A 20,615-nucleotide genomic window follows, 5' to 3' on the forward strand; every position below is an offset into this window, starting at 1 on the left:
CTCAGGCGGCTGGATCTGACAGGAGGGAGAAATCGATTTCTCGCCACCGTAGACCCGCGATCGGACGAGGTCAACGATGAGCGGTGATCTCGTCCACGAAGAGCCAGTCGGCGTTCTCCGCGCCGGACTTGCGCAGCGTGACCCGGACGTAGCGCGCATTCACCGCGGTGAAGGGCAGTTCGAACCAGCGCACGGCCGCCGCCGACGTCCGAGCGCGTTCGGAGTACGTCGTACCGTCCGTGCTGGTCGCGACGATCACCTCCGACGGCGCGTACGCGTGCTCGTCATCGGCGTACTCGCGGACCTTCACCAGAGAGACCGGCGTGACCGCGCCCAGGTCCAGCACGACGTCCACTGTGCGGGAAGCGCCGACCGGGTAGCCGTACGACAGGCCGTCACGGTAGTCCCCAGCCAGTACGCCGTCCGCCGACTCCGACCCACTATCGGCGTACTGGGCAGGTGGCGCGGTGTACGACCGGACCAGATCAGGCCCGATGCTGCCGCGGACGGAGATCTCGCCGACGAACAGGTAGTCGGCGAAGTACCCCTCGGTCTTCGTCATCCGAACGATCACCCCGTCGTGAGTGACGGCGGGGAACGACAGGTCGTACCAGCCCCGCGTCGGCAGGGTGGTTTCGGCGACCACAGCACCGGCGACCACGACCTGAACCTTGTCCGGTGCGTACTCGTGGACACCGTCGTCGTACGCCTGAACCCGGACGTGATTCACGACCTTGGGCGTGCCGAGGTCCACCTCGACGTCGACCGTCTTCGTCTCGCCCTCGGCCAGCGGGTAGCCGTAACTCAGGCCGTCGCCGTACGCGCCACCACCGATGCCGTCGGTCGACTCCTGGTCGGAATCCGGGTAGGCGCCGGCCGGCTCCGCGTTCCGGTAGACCGGCCGCCCCCACGCCAGGTTGGCCGGCTCCGAGCCGCCGTACAGCTCGACGTCGTCGAGGAACATCTTGTCGCCGGTGTCGGACCCGGTCTTGGTGAACTCGAACCGCACGTACCGCGCCGGTGTGCTCGCGAAGCTCAGGTCGTACCAGATGCCCGCCGTTCCCCGCGGTGCCGGCTGAGCGGCGCGGGACGTGAAGCGCTGCCCGTCGACACTGGTCAGCACCCGCACCTCGTCCGGTCGATAGTCCGGGTACTCCTCGTATGCGTGCGTCTTGGCCCGGTTGATCCGCTGCGCAGCGCCGAGGTCCAGGGTCAGTGAGACAGTCCGCTTGGTGCCCGGAGCAAAAGTGAAGCCGACCGAGCGATCGTCGTCCTGGGAGTTGGCCGGCACGCCGTCCGTCGCCTCCCGCCCGCTGTCCGGGCGATCGCTCCGCGGCGTCTCCGACCAGCTGTAGGCGCGCCCTCCCGCCAGATTCGGCGTCTCGAGCGCGGCGCCGGTCGTCTCGACCGCCGCAAGCGCCGCCGGCGTCTCGATCCGGAGATAGCGCGCCTTCGCATTGGGGGTGCTGACACCGGTGCTCGCGTCGATCGGCGTCCAACGACTGCCGTCGTACGACACGCTCAGCTTCACCGAAGCCGGTACGGCGCCGGTCCAGCGCAGCCGCACGGTGTCGAGCTGCACCTGCTTGCCGAAGTCGAGCTGACGCCAGCCGGCACCCGTCGTCGTGGTGGCCGGCAGGGTCGGCACCGAGCGACCCGCGGCGAGGTCGAGCATGGTCCGGCGGATACGGATCATGTAGGACGTGTCCGGGGTGTAGGTTTCCGCGTCCGGGACGAGACCCGCGGCCAGGTCGTGAGCGGCGACCGGATCAGTCTTGCCGAGGAGGTTCAGCACCTCCCAGTCCTCGATGCCGTCGCGGAGTGATTCGTACCGGACCGTCGACTTGATCGTCTGGTGCTCGCGATCCGGCAGGACGATGTAGCCGTCGCCCTTCTCGGTCTGGTTGTCGATCGTGAACCACCACTTGTCCATCGCCCAGTGCAGGTAGCCGGTGCCACCGCGGGCGTAGGTGAACCACATCGTCTGCCGCTGGTGCCATTCCGGCTGGTCGACGAAGCGGTTGAGGAAGTTGCCGACCGGGATGGTGCAGTTGTAGAACCACAACTCTTTGCCCTCCTCCCGGTGCAGCCGGTCGTACTCCTCCGGGTTGGACGTGTAGTTGAGGAGGTTGGGGATCATGACGTCCAGCTGCGGGGCCAGGTTGCTGCCGGTGGGCTCCTCGTAGATGGTGTCGACGAGCTTGATCCCCGGCCAGACGGCGCGCATCCGGCTCGCGACCGCGTTCCAGTTCCGCACGCCGCTGTCACCGGTCGTTTCGTCGCCGACATGGGTCCAGAACTTCGACGTCCACCCCTTCGCCTCGATGTGCGACCGCAGGGCCGACGTGTACTGGTCGAGCCACCGGGTCGCCGCGGCGTCGGTCCGCGGCCGCTTCACCGGTCGATCGGTGGCCGGGTCGAGCATCTCGACCGTCCAGGTGGGCTTCTCCCGGTCGTAAGTCATCAGGAAACCCTCGATGGCCTTGACTCCGCCGCGGGCCAGGAAGAACTCGGCGATCTGGTCGAAGCGCTCCCAGTTGAAGACGTACTTCCCGGTCGTCTCGTCGAAGTAGCTATGGCTGTCGGTGAGCACCCGCATCATCGGGATGGTCAGGTTGTTGGTCCGGTGCGCCTTCCACTCCTTGGCCAGGTTGCCCATCAGGGCCCACCAGCCGTCGCTGTACTTCACCTGACCGAACACCTGCTGGACCGGCTCGACGCCGACGCCGACCTCCGGATCATCGGTGTCCAGAGTGCCGAACATCAACGACCACAGGGTGTTCGTGAAGGCGCTATTACTTGCCTCAGGCAACGTTACGGCCCGGATGTCGACCTGCACCGGCACTGCCTGGTCGCCGGCGCTCGTCCGGACGGTCGCCGTACCGGTGTAGAGGCCGCCGGGAGTGCTCGCGGGAACGAAGACCCGGATCCAGATCGGCTGTGTGGTTCGGGCCGGTACGTCGCGGGTCGGGTCGTTCGACAGGCCGTCGGGGAAGTCACCGGCGCCTTGGCGGGTGACCGGGTAGACCCCGCCGGAGTTCGAGTTGTGGTTCAGGTACGTCGATTCGACGAACTTGTACTCGAGATTCGTGGCGGCGATCCGGTTCGCGCCGCTGGCCAGCTCGGTGAACGCGACCTGGTTGATCCGGAACGCGTCCGGTCGCCGTACGACGATCTGCCCGCCCTCGTACTCGTTGCGGGCGGTGTCGAGCCGCAGCGCCGGACTCGCGTCGGCGGACGGTCTCGAGTCCTCGAACACACTGGTATAGGCCGATTCGGTCCAGGCCCAGGAAGCGGGGACCGCCGCGGCGGCGTTCGCGGGCGCGAGTGGAGTGAGAGCGGGAAGGGCGAGCAGGGCTGCAAAACAACGGAAAAGTCGCATCATCTGTCCTCTGGGCGGCCGGAGGTGGTAGGGCTCAGCGTCCGGCGCACCCCCGCGATCCAGCAAGCAAGTCCACTAGACCACTAACTCACCCGGACGGATCGACGCGATCCATTCGTCCCGGCGGTGCCCGCGCAGGCAGGCCGTGTCGGGGACCGTGGTGAAGCGGCGGAACCCGGTCTTCTCCGCGACGCGGCGAGAGGCGTCGTTGCCGGCGACCGCCCGCCAGATCACGGCTTCCCAGCCGAGCTCGTCGAAGGCGTAGCCGACGACCAGGCGGGCGGCGCGGGTCATCAGGCCGCGGCCGCGGGCCCAGGGAGCGAGGCCGAAGCCGAGATCGCCGCCGCCGGCCCGGATGCCGCCGAGGTCGATGTTGCCGGCGAAGCGGCCGTCGTACTCGATCGCCCAGCCGTGGATCTCGCCGGTCCGCCAGCCGTTCGGGATGAGTTCGGTGACGAAGTGTTCGGCGTGGATCCGCGGGTAGGGGACCGGTTTGTCGGTCCACTGCTGGTAGCCGGGATCGGAGCACATGGCCGTGAAGTCGTCGATGTCGGCCGGTTCGTGCCTGCGGAGCCGCAGGTCGGGGCCGTCGCTGAGGATCGGGGTACTGGTCACGGCTCAGTGTCGGAGAGTGTGTCCCGGCGTGCCAATCGGCCCGGGTGGACCAGTTCGGGGATGCTGATGACCTCCGTGGGTGCAGCCGTTAGAGTTACCGACGGGAAACATCGGCGATTCGGAGGATCGACGTGGCACTGGGTAGAACGTCCCCGCGAGACCTGCCGTTGTTCGCGGACCTGTCCGGTAAGGACATCCGGGACATCTTCCGGGCCGGCGAAGAGGTGTCGGTGCCGGCCGGGTGGTCGCTCATTCTCGAGCAGACCGCCCCGGACGCGGCGTACCTGATCCTGAGCGGTACGGCGGCGGTCCGGGAGAAGGGCGTGGAGATCGCCGAGCTCGGGCCGGGCGACATCGCCGGCGAGGTCGGGGTCCGGAAGAACATGTTGCGGACCGCAACGGTCACCGCGAAGTCGCGGCTGCAGCTGCTGCACTTCACCCGGGAGAAGTTCGAGGACCTGACCCGGCGGCTGCCGGACTTCCGGGACGCCATCGACGCCACCATCGCCGAGCGCCGCGGTGGAGCCTGACGCCGGAGCTGCCGCCGCTGACGGGCAGCCGGATCTAGGCGCCCTGCAGGCGGAGTTCGAGCGGACCCTGCTGGGCGGGGACCGGAAGTTCACCCGGATCGAGGTCTCCGAGCGGGCCGGGATCTCGATCGCGCGCGCCGAGCGGATGTGGCACGCGCTCGGGTTCGCGACGGTGCCGGACGACGAGGTCGCGTTCACCGACGATGATGTCGAGGCGCTGCGGCTGGTCGCGGCGCTTGAGGACGACAACTTCATCGACCCGGAGATGGAGTCCTCGCTGGCCCGCAAGCTCGGCCAGACGCAGTCACGGCTGGCCTCGTGGCAGTCGGCGATGTTCCTGGAGTTCCTGGCCACGGCGCCGCTGGAGGCCGACGAGGCGCTCGAGGTCGCCGGGCTGTTGCTGCCCGCGATGGAGAAGCTGCAGACCTACGTCTGGCGCCGGCACCTGGCCGCCGCGGCCGGGCGGGCGGTGGCCGGCTCCGACGAGCTGGCGCGGGGGATCCGTGCCGTCGGCTTCGCCGACATCGTCAGCTACACCCGACTGACCCGGCGACTGACCGAGGTCGAGCTCGGCCAGCTGATCGAGCGCTTCGAGGGGATGGCCGCGGACGTGGTCGCGTTGAACGGCGGCCGGGTGATCAAGTCGATCGGCGACGAGGTCTTGTTCGTCACCGACACCGCCGCCCAAGGCGCGGCAGTCGCCCTAGCCCTCCAGGATGCCGTCGCCGCGGTCGACGATCTCCCCGAACTGCGGATCGGCCTCTGCTACGGCAGCATCCTGATCCGCCTCGGCGACGTGTACGGCGAGGTCGTGAACATCGCCGCCCGCCTCACCTCCGAATGCAAACCCGGCCGAGTCCTCGTCGACCGCGAGCTGGCCGCCGCCCTCGACGGCCACCCGTCCTACCGCCTCCGCAAACTCCGCCGCCTCAACGTCCGCGGCTACCACCACCTCGTCCCCTACGCCCTCCAACGAGCTGAGACACAATGACGGTGTGCAGGAGATTCACACCACGGCTGACCTGATCGCCGCCGCCGCCGGGGATCCGTTGATCGTTTGGGCCGGGCAGGGCTTCGGTCCTGGCGTGCGGGCCTGGTACGACGGGAGGGCGGTCGCTGTTGCTGCTCCGGAGCTCTCGAAGCACGATCGGCTGGCTGTCGCGGGACCAGCGGACGAGGTTGCCCGGCTGATTGCGGCCATCGACGCAGAGCCGTCGTACCGGCCGTTCGGGGACGAGGATCTGATCCGCGAGTTGGCGGATCGTGTTCCTGGGTTGGAGTTTGCCGCGGCCTTCGGCTGGATGGACACGGCCGAGGTTCCGGCGGTCACGACGACCGCTGCGTGGATGGAGGGTGATGACGGGGTCGAGGCCCTGCTCACCGAGGCGTCACCCTCGTCGTACGCGTGGCCCGGGCGTCCCGGTGTACGGCGCTGGGCCGCGATCTCGGGGGATGACGGCGAGCTGCTGAGTATCGCGGCCGACGCGTGGAGCGCACCCGAGCTCGGATTCCTGGCCGGGGTGACGACACGGCCGGTTGCCCGAGGCAAGGGATTGTCCCGGCAGGTCTGCGGATTCGTCACCGCCGAGCTGGTGAAACGCCACGGCCGCGCCGGGCTGATGGTGGACCGCGACAACCCCGCCGCGATCGCGGTCTACCACCGCCTCGGATACTCCTACCGCCACGTCGCCGCGGCGCATTACTAGCGCGACGGCTGCACCGTCAACGTCGTGCCCGGCTTGCTCGGAGGCGTCGTCGGCTTCGTGCTGGTCACCGGCTTCGAAGCGGCCGGCGGGGTCGGCGTCGGTCCCGGGGTCGGTCCGGTGGTCGGGCCCGCGGTCGGGAACTGCGGCGGGGCGAACGGAGCCTTCGCGACGTCGTTGCAGACCGGCTCGACCGGTGGGTCGGTCTCGGAGATGCTCGCGCTCGGCGGCTCCACCGTCGCGGCGACAGTGTGCGGAACGATGTTGCTGGTGCCCGCGGTCGCGTTGTTCCTGTCGATGTTGTTCTGGGTCATGCAGTCCTGCAACGGCAGCGTCACCGCCTCGCCGTCCTGCGTGTACAGGGCGACCGAGGTCTGCTTGCCCTGGGCATCGAACGGGTAGAGGTTCGTGACCTCGTTGCCGTTCCAGCGCAGCCCGTCGGACGGCGGGTTGTAGTTGCTGGAGCCGTTGGAGGTGCTGTGGTCGAAGACGTTGCTGTAGGCACCCAGGAAGGCAGCGGACAGGAACGCCGGTACGGCGATCGCGGCGACCACGTTCAGCGGGACGACGTACCAGAGCCAACGCTGGTCCTGCTGCGTCCGGCGGGCGACCCAGACCGACACGACGGCCCCGACGATCGCACCGACCACCGCGACCGCGCCGGCGCCGAAGATCAGGAAGAACCCGCCGCCGCCGACCGCGCCGCGCAGCACCCACCAGACCGGCTGGCCGATGGTGACGAGCTCCTTGCGCAGGTTCGGCGGGATCTGCTCGATCAGCTCGCGGACCGCGCGCTCACCACGCTGACCGCGCGGGGTGGCGATGATGCTCCGCGGGTCGTTCCCGCGGAGCGCCCGGACGCCGAGGTAGGCGCCGCCGAACAGGAAGACGAAGCCGACGAACCCGACGAAGGCACTGGCTCCCTCGCCACCGGCGAAGATCGCGATGATGATCAGGAACGGGCCGACCAGGGTCGCGATCAGCCCCCAGGTCAGTGCCTTCTCGGCCGGATTCTGATCGACCGGCGGCTTGGTGGTCCGCGGTGGGTAGCCGGCCGCGGTCCGCAGTTCGTCGGCATACTGCCGCGGCGTCCCGAGGCGTTCGTGCAGCGCGGCGATCGTCGGCTCGGTGTCGAACTCGGCCGCCACCTCGGTGAGGTGGCCGCTGACGTCGTCCAGGACGTCAGCGAACTCGCCTGGCGGCAGATCGCTGAGCTCGGCGCGCACCTGGCTCAGGTACATCGCGACCGCTCCGGTCAGGGTGCTGTTCACGCGGCCTCCTTGGTCAGCAGCAGTTCCGCCATGATGTCGGCGAAGTTGGTCCAGGTCCGGGTGGACTGGTTGAGCAGGTCGTGGCCTGTCTTGTTGAGCCCGTAGTACTTACGGTGCGGGCCCTCCTCGCTGGGCTGCACGTACGACGTCAGCGCGCCGGCCGCGAACAAGCGCCGGAGCGTCCCGTACACCGAGGCGTCCGCCACGTCATGAAGCCCGGCGGCCCGCAGCCGCCGGAGCACGTCGTACCCGTAACCGTCGGCGTCGCGCAGAACCGCGAGCACCGCCAGGTCGAGCACCCCTTTGAGCAACTGGCTCGTATCCATCCCAGCCTCCTTGTCTGCACCACACACTACTACACACTGCGGAGTACTACGCAATGAGTAAACACAGGACGTGAAACAGGCGCCCCGGAGAGTCCCGGGACGCCTGTCAGGAAGTTGCTGTGATTGGTTCTTGGGGTCAGTTCTTGGGGTCGCGCAGGTCCGGCCGCTCGGTCGGGGTGGTGATGTCCACCTGGATCGGGGTGACCTTCGCCGGTGCGGTCAGCTTCCCGGTGGTCAGTGGCAGGTTGAGCCGGCTGCCGGCCAGGTCGATGTCGATCGTGGCGCCGGTGTCGTTCGGGCTGGTCCACTTGATGTCGGACAGCGTCACGGCCAGGCCGAGCACGCGGCCCTTCGGGATGATCTCGTCCTGGGCCCGCAGCGGGACGGTGACCGTCGTCCACTTGCCCGGAGTCAGCGGCTTCGGCTTGCTCAGTGAGCTGCTGTGCGCGGCGTCGATCCAGCCGCGGCTGACGATGCCGTGGTCGGACTGCTTGGTGAGCTTCTGTACCTCGAAGTAGCAGCCGTCATCGTAGTCGGTCCTCCCGCCGTAGCAGGACGAGGCAGTGCTCCGTTGGAGGCCCGAGTACCGCGCCGCGTCGCCGTACTCGATCAGGCGGGCGGTGATCGGGGTCGTGGTCGAGTCGGCCTTGATCCGCAGCGTGACGGTCGGGGTGCCGCTGACCCGGATCGCCGCCGGGAGTGGTGCGGACAGGAACATCTGCCGGCCGGCGATCACCTCGGACGGCGTCGCCACGATGTCGTCCTCGGTGAGGTCCGGGTCGTCGGTGACCGTGACGGTTCCCTTGCCTATGGCACCTAGTTTGCCGGCGGCCAGCGGGACCGGTGCCGAAACCTTGGCAGCGGGCCAGGTCTTGTAGTCGTGCCAGGTGTTCAGCGAGGTCTCGACCGAGGCCATCGGCTCGCGCATCACGCCGTTCGGCAGACCCTGCAGCCAGTAGTCGAACCACTTGTTCAGTTCGCTGACCCACTCGTCGCGACGGAACTCGAACGGGTCGACGTGGTCCTCGAGGCCGAGCCAGATCTTCCGCGGCACGTTGTTCTTGGCGAGGGCCGTCCACCACTGCGCGAAGTGGTTGGTCTGCACGTTGTAGTCGCTCAGGCCGTGGGTCATGAAGACGGACGCCTTCACCTTGCTCGCGTCCTTCAGGTAGTCGCGCTCGGCCCAGAACTTCGTGTAGTCGCCGGTCTCGTCGTCGTCGTTCTCGCCGAGGTCGGCGCGCACCGCGTCGCAGGCCGCCGTGTCGTGACCGACGTACTCGCCGAGCCACGGCATGTAGTCGTCGGAGTACGGCACGCCGCCGGAGCGGGTGTAGTCGTACCACGAGGAAATGGCCGAGATCGGGACGATCGTCTTCAGACCCTTGACCCCGGTGGCCGCGACGCCGTTGGCCAGCGTGCCGTCGTACGACTTGCCGATCATGCCGACCGAGCCTGTCGTCCAGGACGCCGTCACCGGCGAACCGTCGCCGGCGTGCGCGCTGTTGCGGCCGTTCAGCCAGTCGATCACCGCGACCACGGAGTTGATCTCGTTCTTGCCGCCGACGTCACCGCAGCCGGTGGAGCGGTTCGTGCCGACGATGTCGACACCGACCATCGCGTAGCCGCGCTCGACGAAGTAGTTGTCGTAGAACAACGGCATCTTCTGGATGACGCCGTTCTCGTCGTACGTCTTCGTCTCGCTCTCGTTGCCGCGACCGCAGCAGGAGTAGTACGGCGAGGCGTCCATGATCACCGGGATCTTGCGGCCGGTGAGCGCGGTCTCGCTCGGCCGGACGATGTCGACCGCGATCACGTCGTTCTTGCCGTCGGAGTCGGTGTCCATCGAGGTGTCGACGTAGACCGACTCGCGGATCGCGTTCTTGTAGTCGTAGACCGGCTTGGTGCTGTTCGTGCGCTGGTCGACGTTCGGCGGCGGGCCGGTCGGGGCGGGGCTGAGGCTCGGGCCACTGTCGTAGTCGTTCGGGAGCGGTGCCGCCGTGGCAGTACTGACGGCGGCACCGAAACAGAGCGCAGTGGACGAGACCAGGATCGTCACCCTGGTGCGGACGGTCGTCATGGATGGGAAGGCTAGTCACTCGGGTGTCGCAAAGCCAGGTTCTGGACGGATTGCCCGCGACTTGCCAGGTACACAGCGTCACGGCAACGCCTTTCCGATATGGTGACCGGCACCGCCCCGGGGGGAAGGCACGAAAGGGTAGCCCAGTGAATCTGCGAGCACCGGTCACATTGCTGGACGTTGCACAACGCGCCGGTGTGTCCGTCGCGACCGCCTCCCGCGTCCTGAACGGCGGCGACCGAGTACCCCGCCCGGAGCTGCAGGAACGCGTCAAAGCAGCGGCCGACGAGCTCGGCTACACGCCGAACGCGCAGGCCCAGGCGCTGGCGAAGTCCTCGACGAACGTGGTCGGCATCCTGGTCCACGACATCGAGGACCCGTACTTCGCCGCGATCGCGAACGGCGTCATGCGCGCCGCCGACGAGCGCAACCTGCTGGTGATGCTGGCCAGCACGTTCCGTGATGCCGAGCGTGAGATTGCTTACCTGGCCTCCCTGCGCGCCCAGCGCGCCCGCGCCGCGGTGATGATCGGCAGCCGCCGTACCGACAGCGAAAGCCTGGCCCGTACGGCGGCCGAAGTCGGATCGTTCCTGAACTCCGGGGCAGGGCTCGCGCTGGTGAGCCAGGCCGGGATGCCTGCGCACACGATCGAGCCCGACAACGCCGCTGGTGCGGCCGAGCTGGCGCGTTCGCTGGTCGGGCTGGGCTGGCGCAAGTTCGGCATTCTCGGTGGGCCCGAAACGCTGGCGACGGCGCGCGATCGGCGAGACGGTTTCCTGGCCGGCTTGGCCGATTCCGGACTCGAGCCGGTCGCTGTCGAGATCGGTGACTTCACCCGGGACGGCGGACATGCGGCCGCGGAGACATTGCTGGACCGAGGTGTCGACGTGGACTGCTTGTTCGCGGTGAACGACGTGATGGCGGTCGGCGCGATGTCCGCGCTGCGGGCGCGAGGTGTCGACGTACCGGGACAGCTCGGTGTGGCCGGGTTCGACGACATCGCGACCCTGCGGGACGTGTGGCCGAGCCTGACGACGGTGCGGCTGCCGTTGGAGCAGATGGGCCGACGCGCGCTGGAGCTCGCGGTCGAGGGCGGCGAGGCAACCGTCGAGACCTTCAAGGCCGAGGTCGTCCTGCGCGAAAGCACCGCACGCAGCTGATCTAGGCTCACTAGCGTGACCGTTTCCGAGATCTTCGACCCGTCGGCCTGGAAGCAGGTCGACGGCTTCGAGCTGACCGACATCACCTACCACCGCGCGGTCGACGCAGGCGTCGTCCGGATCGCGTTCAACCGGCCCGAGGTGCGCAACGCGTTCCGGCCGCACACGGTCGACGAGTTGTACCGCGTGCTCGACCACGCGCGGATGTCGTCGGACGTCGGTTGCGTGCTGCTGACCGGCAACGGGCCGTCGCCGCGCGACGGTGGTTGGGCGTTCTGTTCCGGTGGCGACCAGCGGATCCGTGGCAAGGACGGTTACAAGTACGCCGAGGGGACGACCGCGGAGTCCATCGACCCGGCCAAGGCCGGGCGGCTGCACATCCTCGAGGTGCAGCGGCTGATCCGCTTCATGTCGAAGGTGGTGATCTGCGTCGTACCGGGGTGGGCCGCCGGTGGTGGGCACAGCCTGCACGTCGTCGCGGACCTGACCCTGGCGTCGGCCGAGCACGCGCGGTTCAAGCAGACCGACGCGGATGTGGCGTCGTTCGACGGTGGGTTCGGGTCGGCGTACCTGGCCCGGCAGGTCGGTCAGAAGTTCGCCCGGGAGATCTTCTTCCTCGGCGACGAGTACTCCGCCGAGGACGCCTATCGGATGGGCATGGTGAACAAGGTCATCCCGCATGCCGAGCTCGAGGCGGTCGCGCTCGAGTGGGGCAAGAAGATCTGCGCGAAGTCGCCGACAGCCCAACGGATGCTCAAGTACGCCTTCAACATGATCGACGACGGCCTGGTCGGTCAGCAGATCTTCGCCGGTGAGGCGACCCGCCTGGCCTACGGCACCGACGAAGCGGCCGAAGGCCGCGACTCCTTCCTGGAGAAGCGCCCAGCGGACTGGTCGTCGTACCCGTATGCCTTTTAGGTTAGGCGCCTTCTAGCTCAGCGCTTCCACTTCTGCACCGGGGCACCGGTGCAGGAGCGGAGGACGAGGCCGGCGCCGTTGTCGCCGGAGGCGGCGGTGACGCACTTGTGGGTGTTGGGGTTGATCAGCTCACGCTCTTTGGTGAGCTGGAACTTCTGAGCCCAGCCCCCGTTGCAGTTGGCGAGTTGAACGCGGGTGCCGTCGGCACTCTGCGCGTTCGCCAGATCCATGCACAGACCCATCGAGCGGATCGACCCGTCAGGCTGGAAACCCCAGCTCTGGTTGGCGTTTCCGGTGCAGTCCCAGGCGATCAGGGGCGTGCCGTCGCGGCCGACGCCGTCGCCGGCGTCCTTGACGTCGATGCAGCGGTTGGAGCTGTCGCTCTTCAGCGTCACCGGCTGCTGTGCGCCCGGAGCCTGCGGGCCGTTGATGTTCGCGGTCTTCTCACCGGTCGGGACCTTGACTGTCGTGGTCGTCTTGCTGGTCGTGGTAGTCGTGGCGGTAGCGGTGGTGGTGGCCGGTGGCAGCGTCACGGTCGCCGTGATGTTCTTGCCGGGGACGGTGACAACCGTGGTGATGTTCTTGCCCGGGGCGGTGACCGTTGTCGGAGGCAACGTTACCGTCACGCCCGGCCGGATGACCGTGGTCACAGACTTTCCTGGGACCGGTCGCGTGGCCGGGGTGCTGGTCGTCGTCGAGCCGGGGACGAAGGCGACGTCGGTCGTGGACCCCGGACCGGACCCGCCGCCGGTGATCACCGAGGTGCCGATGACGACACCGGCTACCAGTGCCGCCACGACCGCAGTGGTGGACCAGGCTCTGCGGTCGGGCAGCCGGGTGATCCGCGGAGCCTCCGGCCGGCGGGCGAACGTGTCCGCGAACCGGGACGAATCGTGAGGTCGGTGGTGGCGCACGTCGACTCCTGTGCTTTGCGGCGGTGGGCGGCTGCCCTCAAACGTTCGTACAGGCGAGAGCCTCGTCATGGTAGCCCGGCCGCCCGGAGCCGGTGATCAAGATTTCGTCTCCGGGCCGGCCGTCAGGTTCAGGTCCGGTTAATCGTTTGAACGGCGGGTTGCACCCGGCGGATCGCCAGCCTAGTGTCACGACGCGTTACTTGGTATATGCAGCTGGTATATCAACTCGGCGTTCAGCGGTCCAAGCGTCACCCGGTCACCGAAAAGTGGTTCTTGCACTCAACCTACGAGCGTTCCCATGCCATCTCGAGCTGTGAGCAGCCTCTGCCCGAATCACCTAGGGGGTTCCACCATGGACGCGCAGACCCATCAGGCCGCTGTCATCGAGCAGTGCCTGGCCGAGCGGGAGGGCCTACGGCGCTACGTCACGAGTCTGTTGGGGCAGGACCCGCACATGGTCGAGGACGTGGTGCAGGAAACGCTACTGCGTGCCTGGCAGGGTGCAGAGCGTCTCGATTGGGAGCGCCGCCCGGTGCGGATGTGGCTGTTCAGAGTGGCTCGGAACCTGGTCGTCGACCACTATCGCCGCGGTGGCCGCGCCATCCCGGTCGGACTCGGGTCGAACCAACTGGCGGAACGGGTCGACCAGCCCGATCCGACCGAGCAGGTGATCAACCGCCGGATGCTGGTCGACCTGCTCCGGCGGTTGTCGCCGGCCCACCGCGAGGTTGTTGCGCGGGTCCATCTGCTCGGGCATCCGGGTGAGGAGGTCGCCGCCGTCCTGGGGCTGCCGATCGGGACGGTGAAGTCACGGGCCCACAACGCTGTGCGCCAACTCCGTGCCGAGCTGACCCGGGAAGACCGGACCGGAGCGGCCGCGTGATGGTGCACGGGACACGACTGGTTCCAGGACGGGAGGGTCCATGACCGGGGCCGCGGGGCCGGGGATGCACAAGTTGCTCGGGTTGATCGGGCTGGCGCTGCTGACGATCGTTCTGATCCACCTGCTGGTTCGCAGACTCGGCGGCTGGAAGCGGTTGTTCGGCTGGCTGGGCAGGGAGATCAAGAGGACCTGGCGTGCGTTCGTGGAGCCGATCGCGGCCCGCCGGCGATATCGCCGGCGGCTTCGGCTGCTGGCCAAGGTGCTTCGCGACGAAGAGAGCTGGGACCAGGCCGAACGCGCGCTGGGCGCCGCGTCGGCAATCGGTCCGACGGTGGCCCCGTACGCCGTCGTTCTTGCCGGCCGGCGGATCGGGGTGCTGGTTGCCGGGGGCACCGTTCTCGAGCCGCCGGTTCCGTGGAGCGCGGATGCGGTGGATCCACGACTGTGGTGGATCGATCGCGGCGACGTGCCGGGTCGCAGCCCGATCCAGGAGATGCCGCTGCTCACCTGCCTCGGCACCGACAGCGGTGGCACGACCGTCGTCATGCTCGACCTGTTGTCCGGTCCCCGGACCTTGTCCGTCTACGGTGCGGAGCCGACAGCACGCGCTGTCGTCCAGGCGATCGCCGCCCAGTTGGACGTCCGGCTACCGGTCGGCGCGGTTGAAGTCGCTGAAGGCATCCACCCGTACCACGACGGGCTGCCGCTCTCCGATGCTGCCCGGCGCCTAGGTGCCTGGTTCGTGATCGGCGCCGGGCCGTTGCCGGTTCCGCTGCCGACCGGGCGACGGATGGTTTGTCTCGGGGTCGCCCGCGGCAGTGCCCGGCTGCTCGAGGCGATGCCTGACCAGACGTTGCGGCTGCACGGCGGCGCGAGCTGGCTCCGGATCGACCCGTTGCCGCTGGCAAGAGCTGTGGCCCGGTCCATCCGCGACGTGCCGCCGCACGACTTCGGCGGCGGCACGGCGCCGGACCCGGTCGAGACCGATGACCTGAGCGACGTGCCGGCCCCGACCGCGGCGGTCGGGGTTTCCGCAGTGAGCCGGGAGGCGACATGGAGCTGAATCTGACCATGATCGAGGCCCGGTCGGGCACCCGCGCCGAGCGGATCGTCCGGATACCGCGCGGTCTCTCGGTCAAGGACCTCGCAGCAGGTCTCGGTGTGCCCGGCACGACGCTGTTCCTCGGCCGCCGACGTCTGGATCCGGCGGGATCGCTGGCCAAGTCCGGCGTCCGCCAAGGCGCCGTCATTGGCATCGGCGGGCCGGTCGACGTACCGGACCTGCTGCAGGCGGCGCCGGACGGGCGACCACCGGTCGTTGTGGAGTTGCACGCCGTCTCGGGCCCGCAGGCCGGGCGGGTGTGGCGGGTCGGCGCGGGCAGCCACGAGATCGGCGCCGACCCGCAGTGTGCGATCACCCTCGAGGGTGACGGCGTGCCCGAACGGGGCCTGTGGATCACCGTCGGGCCGGCCGGTGCGGCGTACTGGCACCGGACGGAGGATCTCGGTGGCGCGGTGACCAGCCGGCGGATCGGCCCGCCGACGGACGACGCGGCGACGCTCGCGGTCCGGGTGGACGACGACGAGGTCGCCCACGAACCGGCCAAGCCGCGGGTGATCGATCCCGGGGCCGGTCCGGTCGGCCAGGTGAACGAGTGGCCGCCGGACGAGGACCTCGCCGTGGGACCGGTGCTGTTGCGGTGCGCCGGTGAGCTCGAGTCGCTCGCTGCGGTCCGGCCGGCCGACGACGGCTTCGGCCTCGACTACAACCGGCCGCCCCGGCTCGCGCCGCACCTCGACGAGGAGAAGCTCCGGCTCCCGGCACCGCCCGCGCCGCCACGCCCGAACCCGTTCCCGCTGCTGGTGCTGCTCTCGCCGATCGTCCTCGGCATGGTCATGGTCTGGATGTTCAACTCGTACTACTTCCTGGTCTTCACCCTGCTGAGCCCCCTCATGATGGTGAGCAACGCCGTCATGAGTAAGAAGAACAATCGCGTCCAGCACATCGAGGCCAGGCGCCGGTACTTCGCCCGTAAGGCGGCACTGGACGACGAGATCGCGGTCGCGGTGGCCCGTGAGCGCCGGGTCCGGAACCTGACCACGCCGGACCCGGTCCGGATCGCGCAGCTGGCGACCCGGCCTGGCAGCCGGTTGTGGGAACGCCGGCGCAGCGACGGGGACTATCTGGTGCTGCGCGTCGGCACCGGGCACCAGCCGTCACTGAAGGAGCTGAACGACGGCGGGCGCGAGGAGAACCACCAGACGATCCGCTGGACGATCCCGGACGCGCCCATCGCGATCGCCCTGCGTGCCCAGGGCGTCCTTGGCATCGCCGGGCCCACGACCACGGTCCGCGGACTTGCTCGCTGGCTGACGATCCAGACCGCCGTACTGCATTCGCCGCAGGCACTACGGATCGTGGTGCTGGCCGAGCCGGGCCATGCGGAGGATTGGGAATGGGTCCGGTGGCTGCCGCACCTGCGGCCGGACAAGGCCTCCGCGGCGGTCCTGATAGCAAACGACGACTCGACGACCGCCGCTCGCATCAGCGAGCTGGTGGCGCAGGTCCAGAATCGCCGGCGAGAGGCATCCGGCACGAGCACGCCGGAGCCGATCGACACCGAGGTGATGGTGATCGCCGACGGCTCCCGGCGGCTGCGCGACGTACCCGGATTCATCCAGGTGCTGACCGACGGGCCATCGGTCGGTGTCTACGCGGTCTGCCTGGACGGCGATGAGCGCCTGCTACCCCAGGAATGCAGTGCTGTGGTCGCGACCGGGGCCGAGACCCTGACGGTCCGTCTCCCCGGCGTCCCCGACCAGGAAGGCGTCCGCGCCGACCTGGTCACGCCGCACTGGTGTGACCAGATCGCCCGTGCGCTCGCACCGATTCATGACGTCAGCCCGGAGCACGACGCCGGTCTGCCGAAGCAGGTCAAGCTGCTCGACGTCCTCGACCTCGAACCGCCGACCGCGGCGGAGCTGGCCGGCCGCTGGCGCCGGCGTCCGGCCAGTACGTCGTTCGTGCTCGGTGCCGACTTCGACGGCACGTTCACCGTCGACCTGGTCGAGGACGGCCCGCACGGCCTGATCGCCGGTACGACGGGATCCGGCAAATCGGAGCTGCTGCAGACGATGGTCGCGTCACTGGCGGTTGCGAACCGGCCCGATGAGCTCACCTTCGTCCTGGTCGACTACAAGGGCGGCAGCGCGTTCAAGGAATGTGCCGGCCTGCCGCACACCCTGGGCATGGTCACCGACCTCGACCCGCACCTGGTCGAACGAGTGCTGCGGTCGCTGGACGCCGAACTCCGGCGCCGGGAGCGTGTCCTGGCCGCCGCGGACGCGAAAGACCTGCCCGACTACCAGGCGAAGCGGATCGCCGACCCGGAGCTGGCCCGGCTGCCGCGGCTGCTGCTGGTGATCGACGAGTTCGCAACCATGGCGCGGGAGATCCCGGACTTCGTGCCCGGGCTGATCAACATCGCCCAGCGGGGCCGGTCGCTCGGCATCCACCTGATCCTCGCCACCCAACGGCCGGGCGGTGTGGTCACCCCCGACATCCGGGCCAACACGAACCTGCGGATCGCTCTTCGGGTCACCGACTCGATCGAGAGCCAGGACGTGGCCGAGGTGAGCGATGCCGCCTCGTTCAGTCCGAAGAATCCCGGGCGGGCGGTGATCCGCCGCGGCCCGCGCAACGCGGATCTGTTCCAGACAGCGTGGGTGGGAGCCGAGCGCTCCGACGGTGCCGAGTCGCCCGATCCGCCCGATCCGACCGAGCAGGTACAGGTCTTCGAGTTGCCGTGGGCGGAGCTCGGGCGGCCGGTCGATCGCGGTGCACTGCCCGACATCGAGGAACCCGTCCGGGAGGCGCCGTTGCCGACCGACCTCAAAACACTCGTCGAGGCCTTGACCGCGGCGGCTGCCGAGCTGGACGATTTCACCGCCCAGCCGCAGCCGTGGCAGCCCGCGCTCGCACCGCAGATCCTGCTGGAGGATCTTCCCGACACCAGCAGTGCACCGCTGTTCGTGCCGTACGCGCTCGAGGATCTGCCACCGCTGCAGCAGCAGCGGGTGGCGGGCATCGATCTGGAAACCTTCGGCCACCTCTACGTCATCGGGTCGCCGCGGTCCGGGCGAACGCAGCTGCTGCGGACGATCGCCGGATCGGCGGCCAAGTATCGGAGCGTGGCCGACGTTCACCTCTACGGCATCGACGCGGCGGGCGGCGGACTGGCCCCGCTCGCAGCGCTGCCGCACTGTGGCGCGGTCGTTTCGCGGCACGACATGGAGCGTCTGACCCGGCTGCTGCGAAAGCTGAACCAGGAGCTGACCTCCCGTCAGGAGCTGGCGGGTCAGCACAACGCGACCGGACTGACCGAGCTGCGTACCCTGTTGCCGAAGGCCGAGCGCCCGGCCCACATCCTGGTGCTGATCGACGGCTGGGACGCCTTGGCTGCGATGCTCGAGGAGCATGACTACGGCCAGCTGTTGCAGGACGTGATTCGCTTGCTGCGTGAGGGCGGCGCCCTTGGCGTCCATGTCATCGCCACCTCGGAACGCTCACTGCTCGGTGGCAGACTGGCGGCGCACAACGACCACAAGCTGCTGTTACGACAGGCCGACCGTAGCGACTATCAGGCGGCCGGGTTGAAGGCGGACAAGGTGCCGGCGGTAGTGCCGCCCGGCCGCGGATGGCATGTCCTCAGCTCCTCGGAGAGTCAGGTCGCGGTGCTCGCGGCCGGGGGCGGATCTGCGCAGGTCGAGGCGCTCAAGGCGATCGGGGTGGATAGCCGGAAGCGGGACGCGAAAGTACCGGCAGCCCGGCAGCCCTTCCCGGTGGTGGGTCTTCCGGCGTTGATCGAGTTCTCTGCGGCCTACGAGCTGGTGGCAGCCGATCAGCGTCGGCCGCTCTGGGCGCTGATCGGTATCGGTGGCGACGACGGCGGAGCAGTCGGCGTCGATCTTGGTGCCGCCGGTTCGTCGTACGCGGTGCTCGGTTCACCCGGAGCGGGCCGGAGCAACGTGCTGGCCTGCGTGGCCGTGTCCTTGCTCGCGGGCGGCACCTCGCTCGTGGTGATCACTCCGCGGGAGTCGCCATTGCGGACCTTGCGACGGCATCCGCAGGTGACCGTGATGAGTGACGCGGATCCGTCCGAGGATGTGCTCAGCGCGACGCTGGAACAGTTGCCGGGGCCCAAGGTCGTGCTGGTCGACGATGCCGATCTGATGATGAACCCGTCCGCGGACCGAATGCTGAAGGACATCGTCGTGTCCGGTCGCGACCAGGGTCTCGCGCTGGTCTTCGCCGCGACCGTCGACGGTTTCCAGAGCGGGTTGTGCGGCTGGGCGTCGGCTGCGCGGAGAGCTCGGCGCGGGCTTCTGCTCGGGGCGCAGTCGTCCATCGACGGTGAGCTGATCGGTGTGCGGCTGGGGCAGAGCATCGTCCGTGCCGAGCCGCGCGTCGGCAGGGCCTGGACCACCGGCCCCGCTTCGCTGCCGGTCACGGTCCAGGTCCCGCTGACTGTCCTGCGGGTGGAATAGCCGAGCGGTTCAGCTCTTGGGGTTCAGGATGGCTTCCTTGAGGTCGCTGTCGAACTTCTCGGCGTTGGTCTTGATGTTGTCGAACATCTTGGAGAAACCTTCGATGCCCTCCACGGCCAGATTCAGGCTGGTGTTGAACTTGTCGTAGGTCTCCCGGATCACCTCGCTGGACTGCTTGAACACCAGGCCGTCCTCGACCAGCAGGTTCACCCTGTCATGCAGGCCCTTGATCTGCGGGACGAGTTCGCCGTACTTGTTGTGCAACAGCTTCACAACCTCGAGGATCTTGTCGTATTCGAGGTTGATGCCTTCGTACGCCATGACTGGGGTTCCTTTTCGTTCGGGGCATTCTGGTGGTTCGGGTCAGTTGATCTTCGGACCGGCTCCTGATGGCCCCTTCGGTGGCGGCGTGTCGTCCTCCACCTCGCCCGGGGATTTTGGCGCGTTGGCCTCCCTGCTGGCGGCGGTCTCTTCCCAGTCCAGCGGAGGTTTGTCCTTCGGGGTCGGACCGCGGGTGTACTCGCTCCACTTGCCGTCGTCGCTGGTGGTCTTCGACGTCCCGCTGCCGTCTGCACTGATGTCCACGACTGTGTGCGAGGTACTGCCGTCGGGGGACTTGCTGTCGGTCACCATGTGGTGACCGTCGTTGCTGTAGGCGGTCGTCGAGGTGTAGGTCTTGCCGTCGAACTCGACCGTCGTGGTTTCCTTGACCACCGTCTTCTTGTCGTCACCCAGGACGACATCGGTGTAGATCTTGGCCCCACCGGTGTTGCCGGTCGTCGTCTGGTGCAGTGGAGGTTCGTCACCGGGATCCGTGGCGCTGCAGAACCCCGGCTTGTCCTTGTCGGGAACGTCGCACTCGGACTTGTGGTCCTGGTAGTAGTCCCACTGCTTCTTCTGCTCGAAGTAGTTCTGGACTGCCGTGGTCGCACCTGACGCCATCATGCCGAGGGCCATTTCGGAGTCGAAGCGCGCGAACAGTTCGCCGACCGAGCCGAAGGAGGCCGCCAGTTGCTTGATCTTCTTCTCGGCCTGTTTCATCGTGTACGACGCGTCGTTGTGCAGAGCGTTCATCGCCGAAGCCATGTCCAGACTGCCGTACATCGCGGTCGTCGACTGCTTGAATGCCGCGTTGTTCATCGTCGGAGTGATGTCGTTCGCGAGCGCTTCCAGGCCGACCTTCGTCTCGTTGAGCAGGCCGTAGTCGGCTCTGAGCCTGGTGTATTTACTCGTCACGTTGCCTCCCGGTGCCTGGGGTGTCCACAGTGACCACGCCCCGGCAGCCGCTC

General features: G+C 68.4%; 17 protein-coding genes. 9 read left to right on the forward strand and 8 right to left on the reverse strand.

Features of this window, described 5'->3' with window-relative positions:
• Window positions 1-70: 70 nt before the first annotated feature.
• Together OG474_RS18290 and OG474_RS18295 are read right to left on the reverse strand one after the other, a co-directional pair.
• On the reverse strand, window positions 71-3,382 hold the full coding sequence (locus tag OG474_RS18290) for a glycoside hydrolase domain-containing protein (RefSeq protein WP_405063527.1): 3,312 nt from the start codon (window positions 3,380-3,382) through the stop codon (window positions 71-73).
• Between the two features lie 75 nt (window positions 3,383-3,457).
• Complete coding sequence (locus OG474_RS18295; protein ID WP_405063528.1) at window positions 3,458-3,997, reverse strand: GNAT family N-acetyltransferase; 540 nt, start codon at window positions 3,995-3,997, stop codon at window positions 3,458-3,460.
• A gap of 131 nt (window positions 3,998-4,128) precedes the next feature.
• On the opposite strand from OG474_RS18295, the gene OG474_RS18300 reads away from it, so the two are divergent.
• Genes OG474_RS18300 through OG474_RS18310 form a run of 3 tightly spaced genes read left to right on the forward strand, consistent with a single transcriptional unit; the run spans window position 4,129 to window position 6,233 of the window.
• Entirely contained in the window at window positions 4,129-4,527 is a 399-nt protein-coding gene (locus OG474_RS18300; protein WP_405063529.1) for a cyclic nucleotide-binding domain-containing protein, read from the forward strand.
• Window positions 4,517-5,518 (forward strand): adenylate/guanylate cyclase domain-containing protein, encoded by a 1,002-nt coding sequence (locus tag OG474_RS18305; protein WP_405063530.1) that lies wholly within the window; start codon window positions 4,517-4,519, stop codon window positions 5,516-5,518. The genes OG474_RS18300 and OG474_RS18305 overlap by 11 nt, the downstream gene beginning before the upstream one ends.
• 4 nt (window positions 5,519-5,522) lie before the next feature.
• Complete coding sequence (locus OG474_RS18310) at window positions 5,523-6,233, forward strand: GNAT family N-acetyltransferase (RefSeq protein WP_405063531.1); 711 nt, start codon at window positions 5,523-5,525, stop codon at window positions 6,231-6,233.
• Here OG474_RS18310 and OG474_RS18315 read toward each other — a convergent pair.
• The 3 genes from OG474_RS18315 to OG474_RS18325 all read right to left on the reverse strand — a co-directional run bounded on the left by OG474_RS18315 (window position 6,230) and on the right by OG474_RS18325 (window position 9,904).
• The gene (locus OG474_RS18315) at window positions 6,230-7,501 is read right to left on the reverse strand and encodes an HAAS signaling domain-containing protein (RefSeq protein WP_405063532.1); all 1,272 of its coding nucleotides are present in this window, start codon (window positions 7,499-7,501) and stop codon (window positions 6,230-6,232) included. The two genes, OG474_RS18310 and OG474_RS18315, sit on opposite strands and share 4 nt — an antisense overlap.
• Window positions 7,498-7,827: a PadR family transcriptional regulator gene (locus OG474_RS18320; RefSeq protein ID WP_405063533.1), complete on the reverse strand. Its 330-nt coding sequence runs from the start codon at window positions 7,825-7,827 to the stop codon at window positions 7,498-7,500. Before OG474_RS18320 ends, OG474_RS18315 begins: the two co-directional genes overlap by 4 nt.
• A 136-nt stretch (window positions 7,828-7,963) precedes the next feature.
• Window positions 7,964-9,904 (reverse strand): Xaa-Pro dipeptidyl-peptidase, encoded by a 1,941-nt coding sequence (locus OG474_RS18325; RefSeq protein ID WP_405063534.1) that lies wholly within the window; start codon window positions 9,902-9,904, stop codon window positions 7,964-7,966.
• Window positions 9,905-10,050: 146 nt separating this feature from the next.
• On the opposite strand from OG474_RS18325, the gene OG474_RS18330 reads away from it, so the two are divergent.
• Entirely contained in the window at window positions 10,051-11,064 is a 1,014-nt protein-coding gene (locus tag OG474_RS18330) for a LacI family DNA-binding transcriptional regulator (RefSeq protein ID WP_405063535.1), read from the forward strand.
• Between the two features lie 15 nt (window positions 11,065-11,079).
• A complete protein-coding gene (locus OG474_RS18335) occupies window positions 11,080-11,982 on the forward strand; it encodes a 1,4-dihydroxy-2-naphthoyl-CoA synthase (RefSeq protein WP_405063536.1) in 903 nt (300 codons plus the stop codon).
• Between the two features lie 17 nt (window positions 11,983-11,999).
• Here OG474_RS18335 and OG474_RS18340 read toward each other — a convergent pair whose 3' ends face one another.
• Window positions 12,000-12,632, reverse strand: coding sequence for a ricin-type beta-trefoil lectin domain protein (locus OG474_RS18340; protein ID WP_405063537.1), 633 nt, complete (start codon window positions 12,630-12,632; stop codon window positions 12,000-12,002).
• On the opposite strand from OG474_RS18340, the gene OG474_RS18345 reads away from it, so the two are divergent.
• The 4 genes from OG474_RS18345 to OG474_RS18360 all read left to right on the forward strand — a co-directional run bounded on the left by OG474_RS18345 (window position 12,619) and on the right by OG474_RS18360 (window position 19,326).
• Window positions 12,619-12,879 carry a hypothetical protein gene (locus tag OG474_RS18345; RefSeq protein WP_405063538.1) on the forward strand — a complete coding sequence of 87 codons (261 nt, stop codon included), beginning with the start codon at window positions 12,619-12,621 and terminating at the stop codon, window positions 12,877-12,879. The genes OG474_RS18340 and OG474_RS18345 overlap by 14 nt on opposite strands.
• A gap of 369 nt (window positions 12,880-13,248) precedes the next feature.
• On the forward strand, window positions 13,249-13,779 hold the full coding sequence (locus OG474_RS18350; RefSeq protein ID WP_405063539.1) for a sigma-70 family RNA polymerase sigma factor: 531 nt from the start codon (window positions 13,249-13,251) through the stop codon (window positions 13,777-13,779).
• A gap of 40 nt (window positions 13,780-13,819) precedes the next feature.
• Window positions 13,820-14,842, forward strand: coding sequence for a hypothetical protein (locus tag OG474_RS18355; RefSeq protein WP_405063540.1), 1,023 nt, complete (start codon window positions 13,820-13,822; stop codon window positions 14,840-14,842).
• Window positions 14,833-19,326 carry an FtsK/SpoIIIE domain-containing protein gene (locus OG474_RS18360; RefSeq protein WP_405063541.1) on the forward strand — a complete coding sequence of 1,498 codons (4,494 nt, stop codon included), beginning with the start codon at window positions 14,833-14,835 and terminating at the stop codon, window positions 19,324-19,326. The genes OG474_RS18355 and OG474_RS18360 overlap by 10 nt, the downstream gene beginning before the upstream one ends.
• Window positions 19,327-19,335: 9 nt before the next feature.
• Here the strand turns inward: OG474_RS18360 and OG474_RS18365 are convergent, their stop codons facing one another.
• On the reverse strand, window positions 19,336-19,647 hold the full coding sequence (locus OG474_RS18365) for a hypothetical protein (RefSeq protein WP_405063542.1): 312 nt from the start codon (window positions 19,645-19,647) through the stop codon (window positions 19,336-19,338).
• A gap of 42 nt (window positions 19,648-19,689) precedes the next feature.
• Window positions 19,690-20,562 carry a hypothetical protein gene (locus OG474_RS18370; protein ID WP_405063543.1) on the reverse strand — a complete coding sequence of 291 codons (873 nt, stop codon included), beginning with the start codon at window positions 20,560-20,562 and terminating at the stop codon, window positions 19,690-19,692.
• Between the last annotated feature and the right edge of the window lie 53 nt (window positions 20,563-20,615).

Origin of the sequence: Kribbella sp. NBC_01505, from assembly GCF_045040285.1 — a bacterium.
In the GTDB taxonomy this organism is placed as follows: Bacteria; Actinomycetota; Actinomycetes; order Propionibacteriales; family Kribbellaceae; genus Kribbella.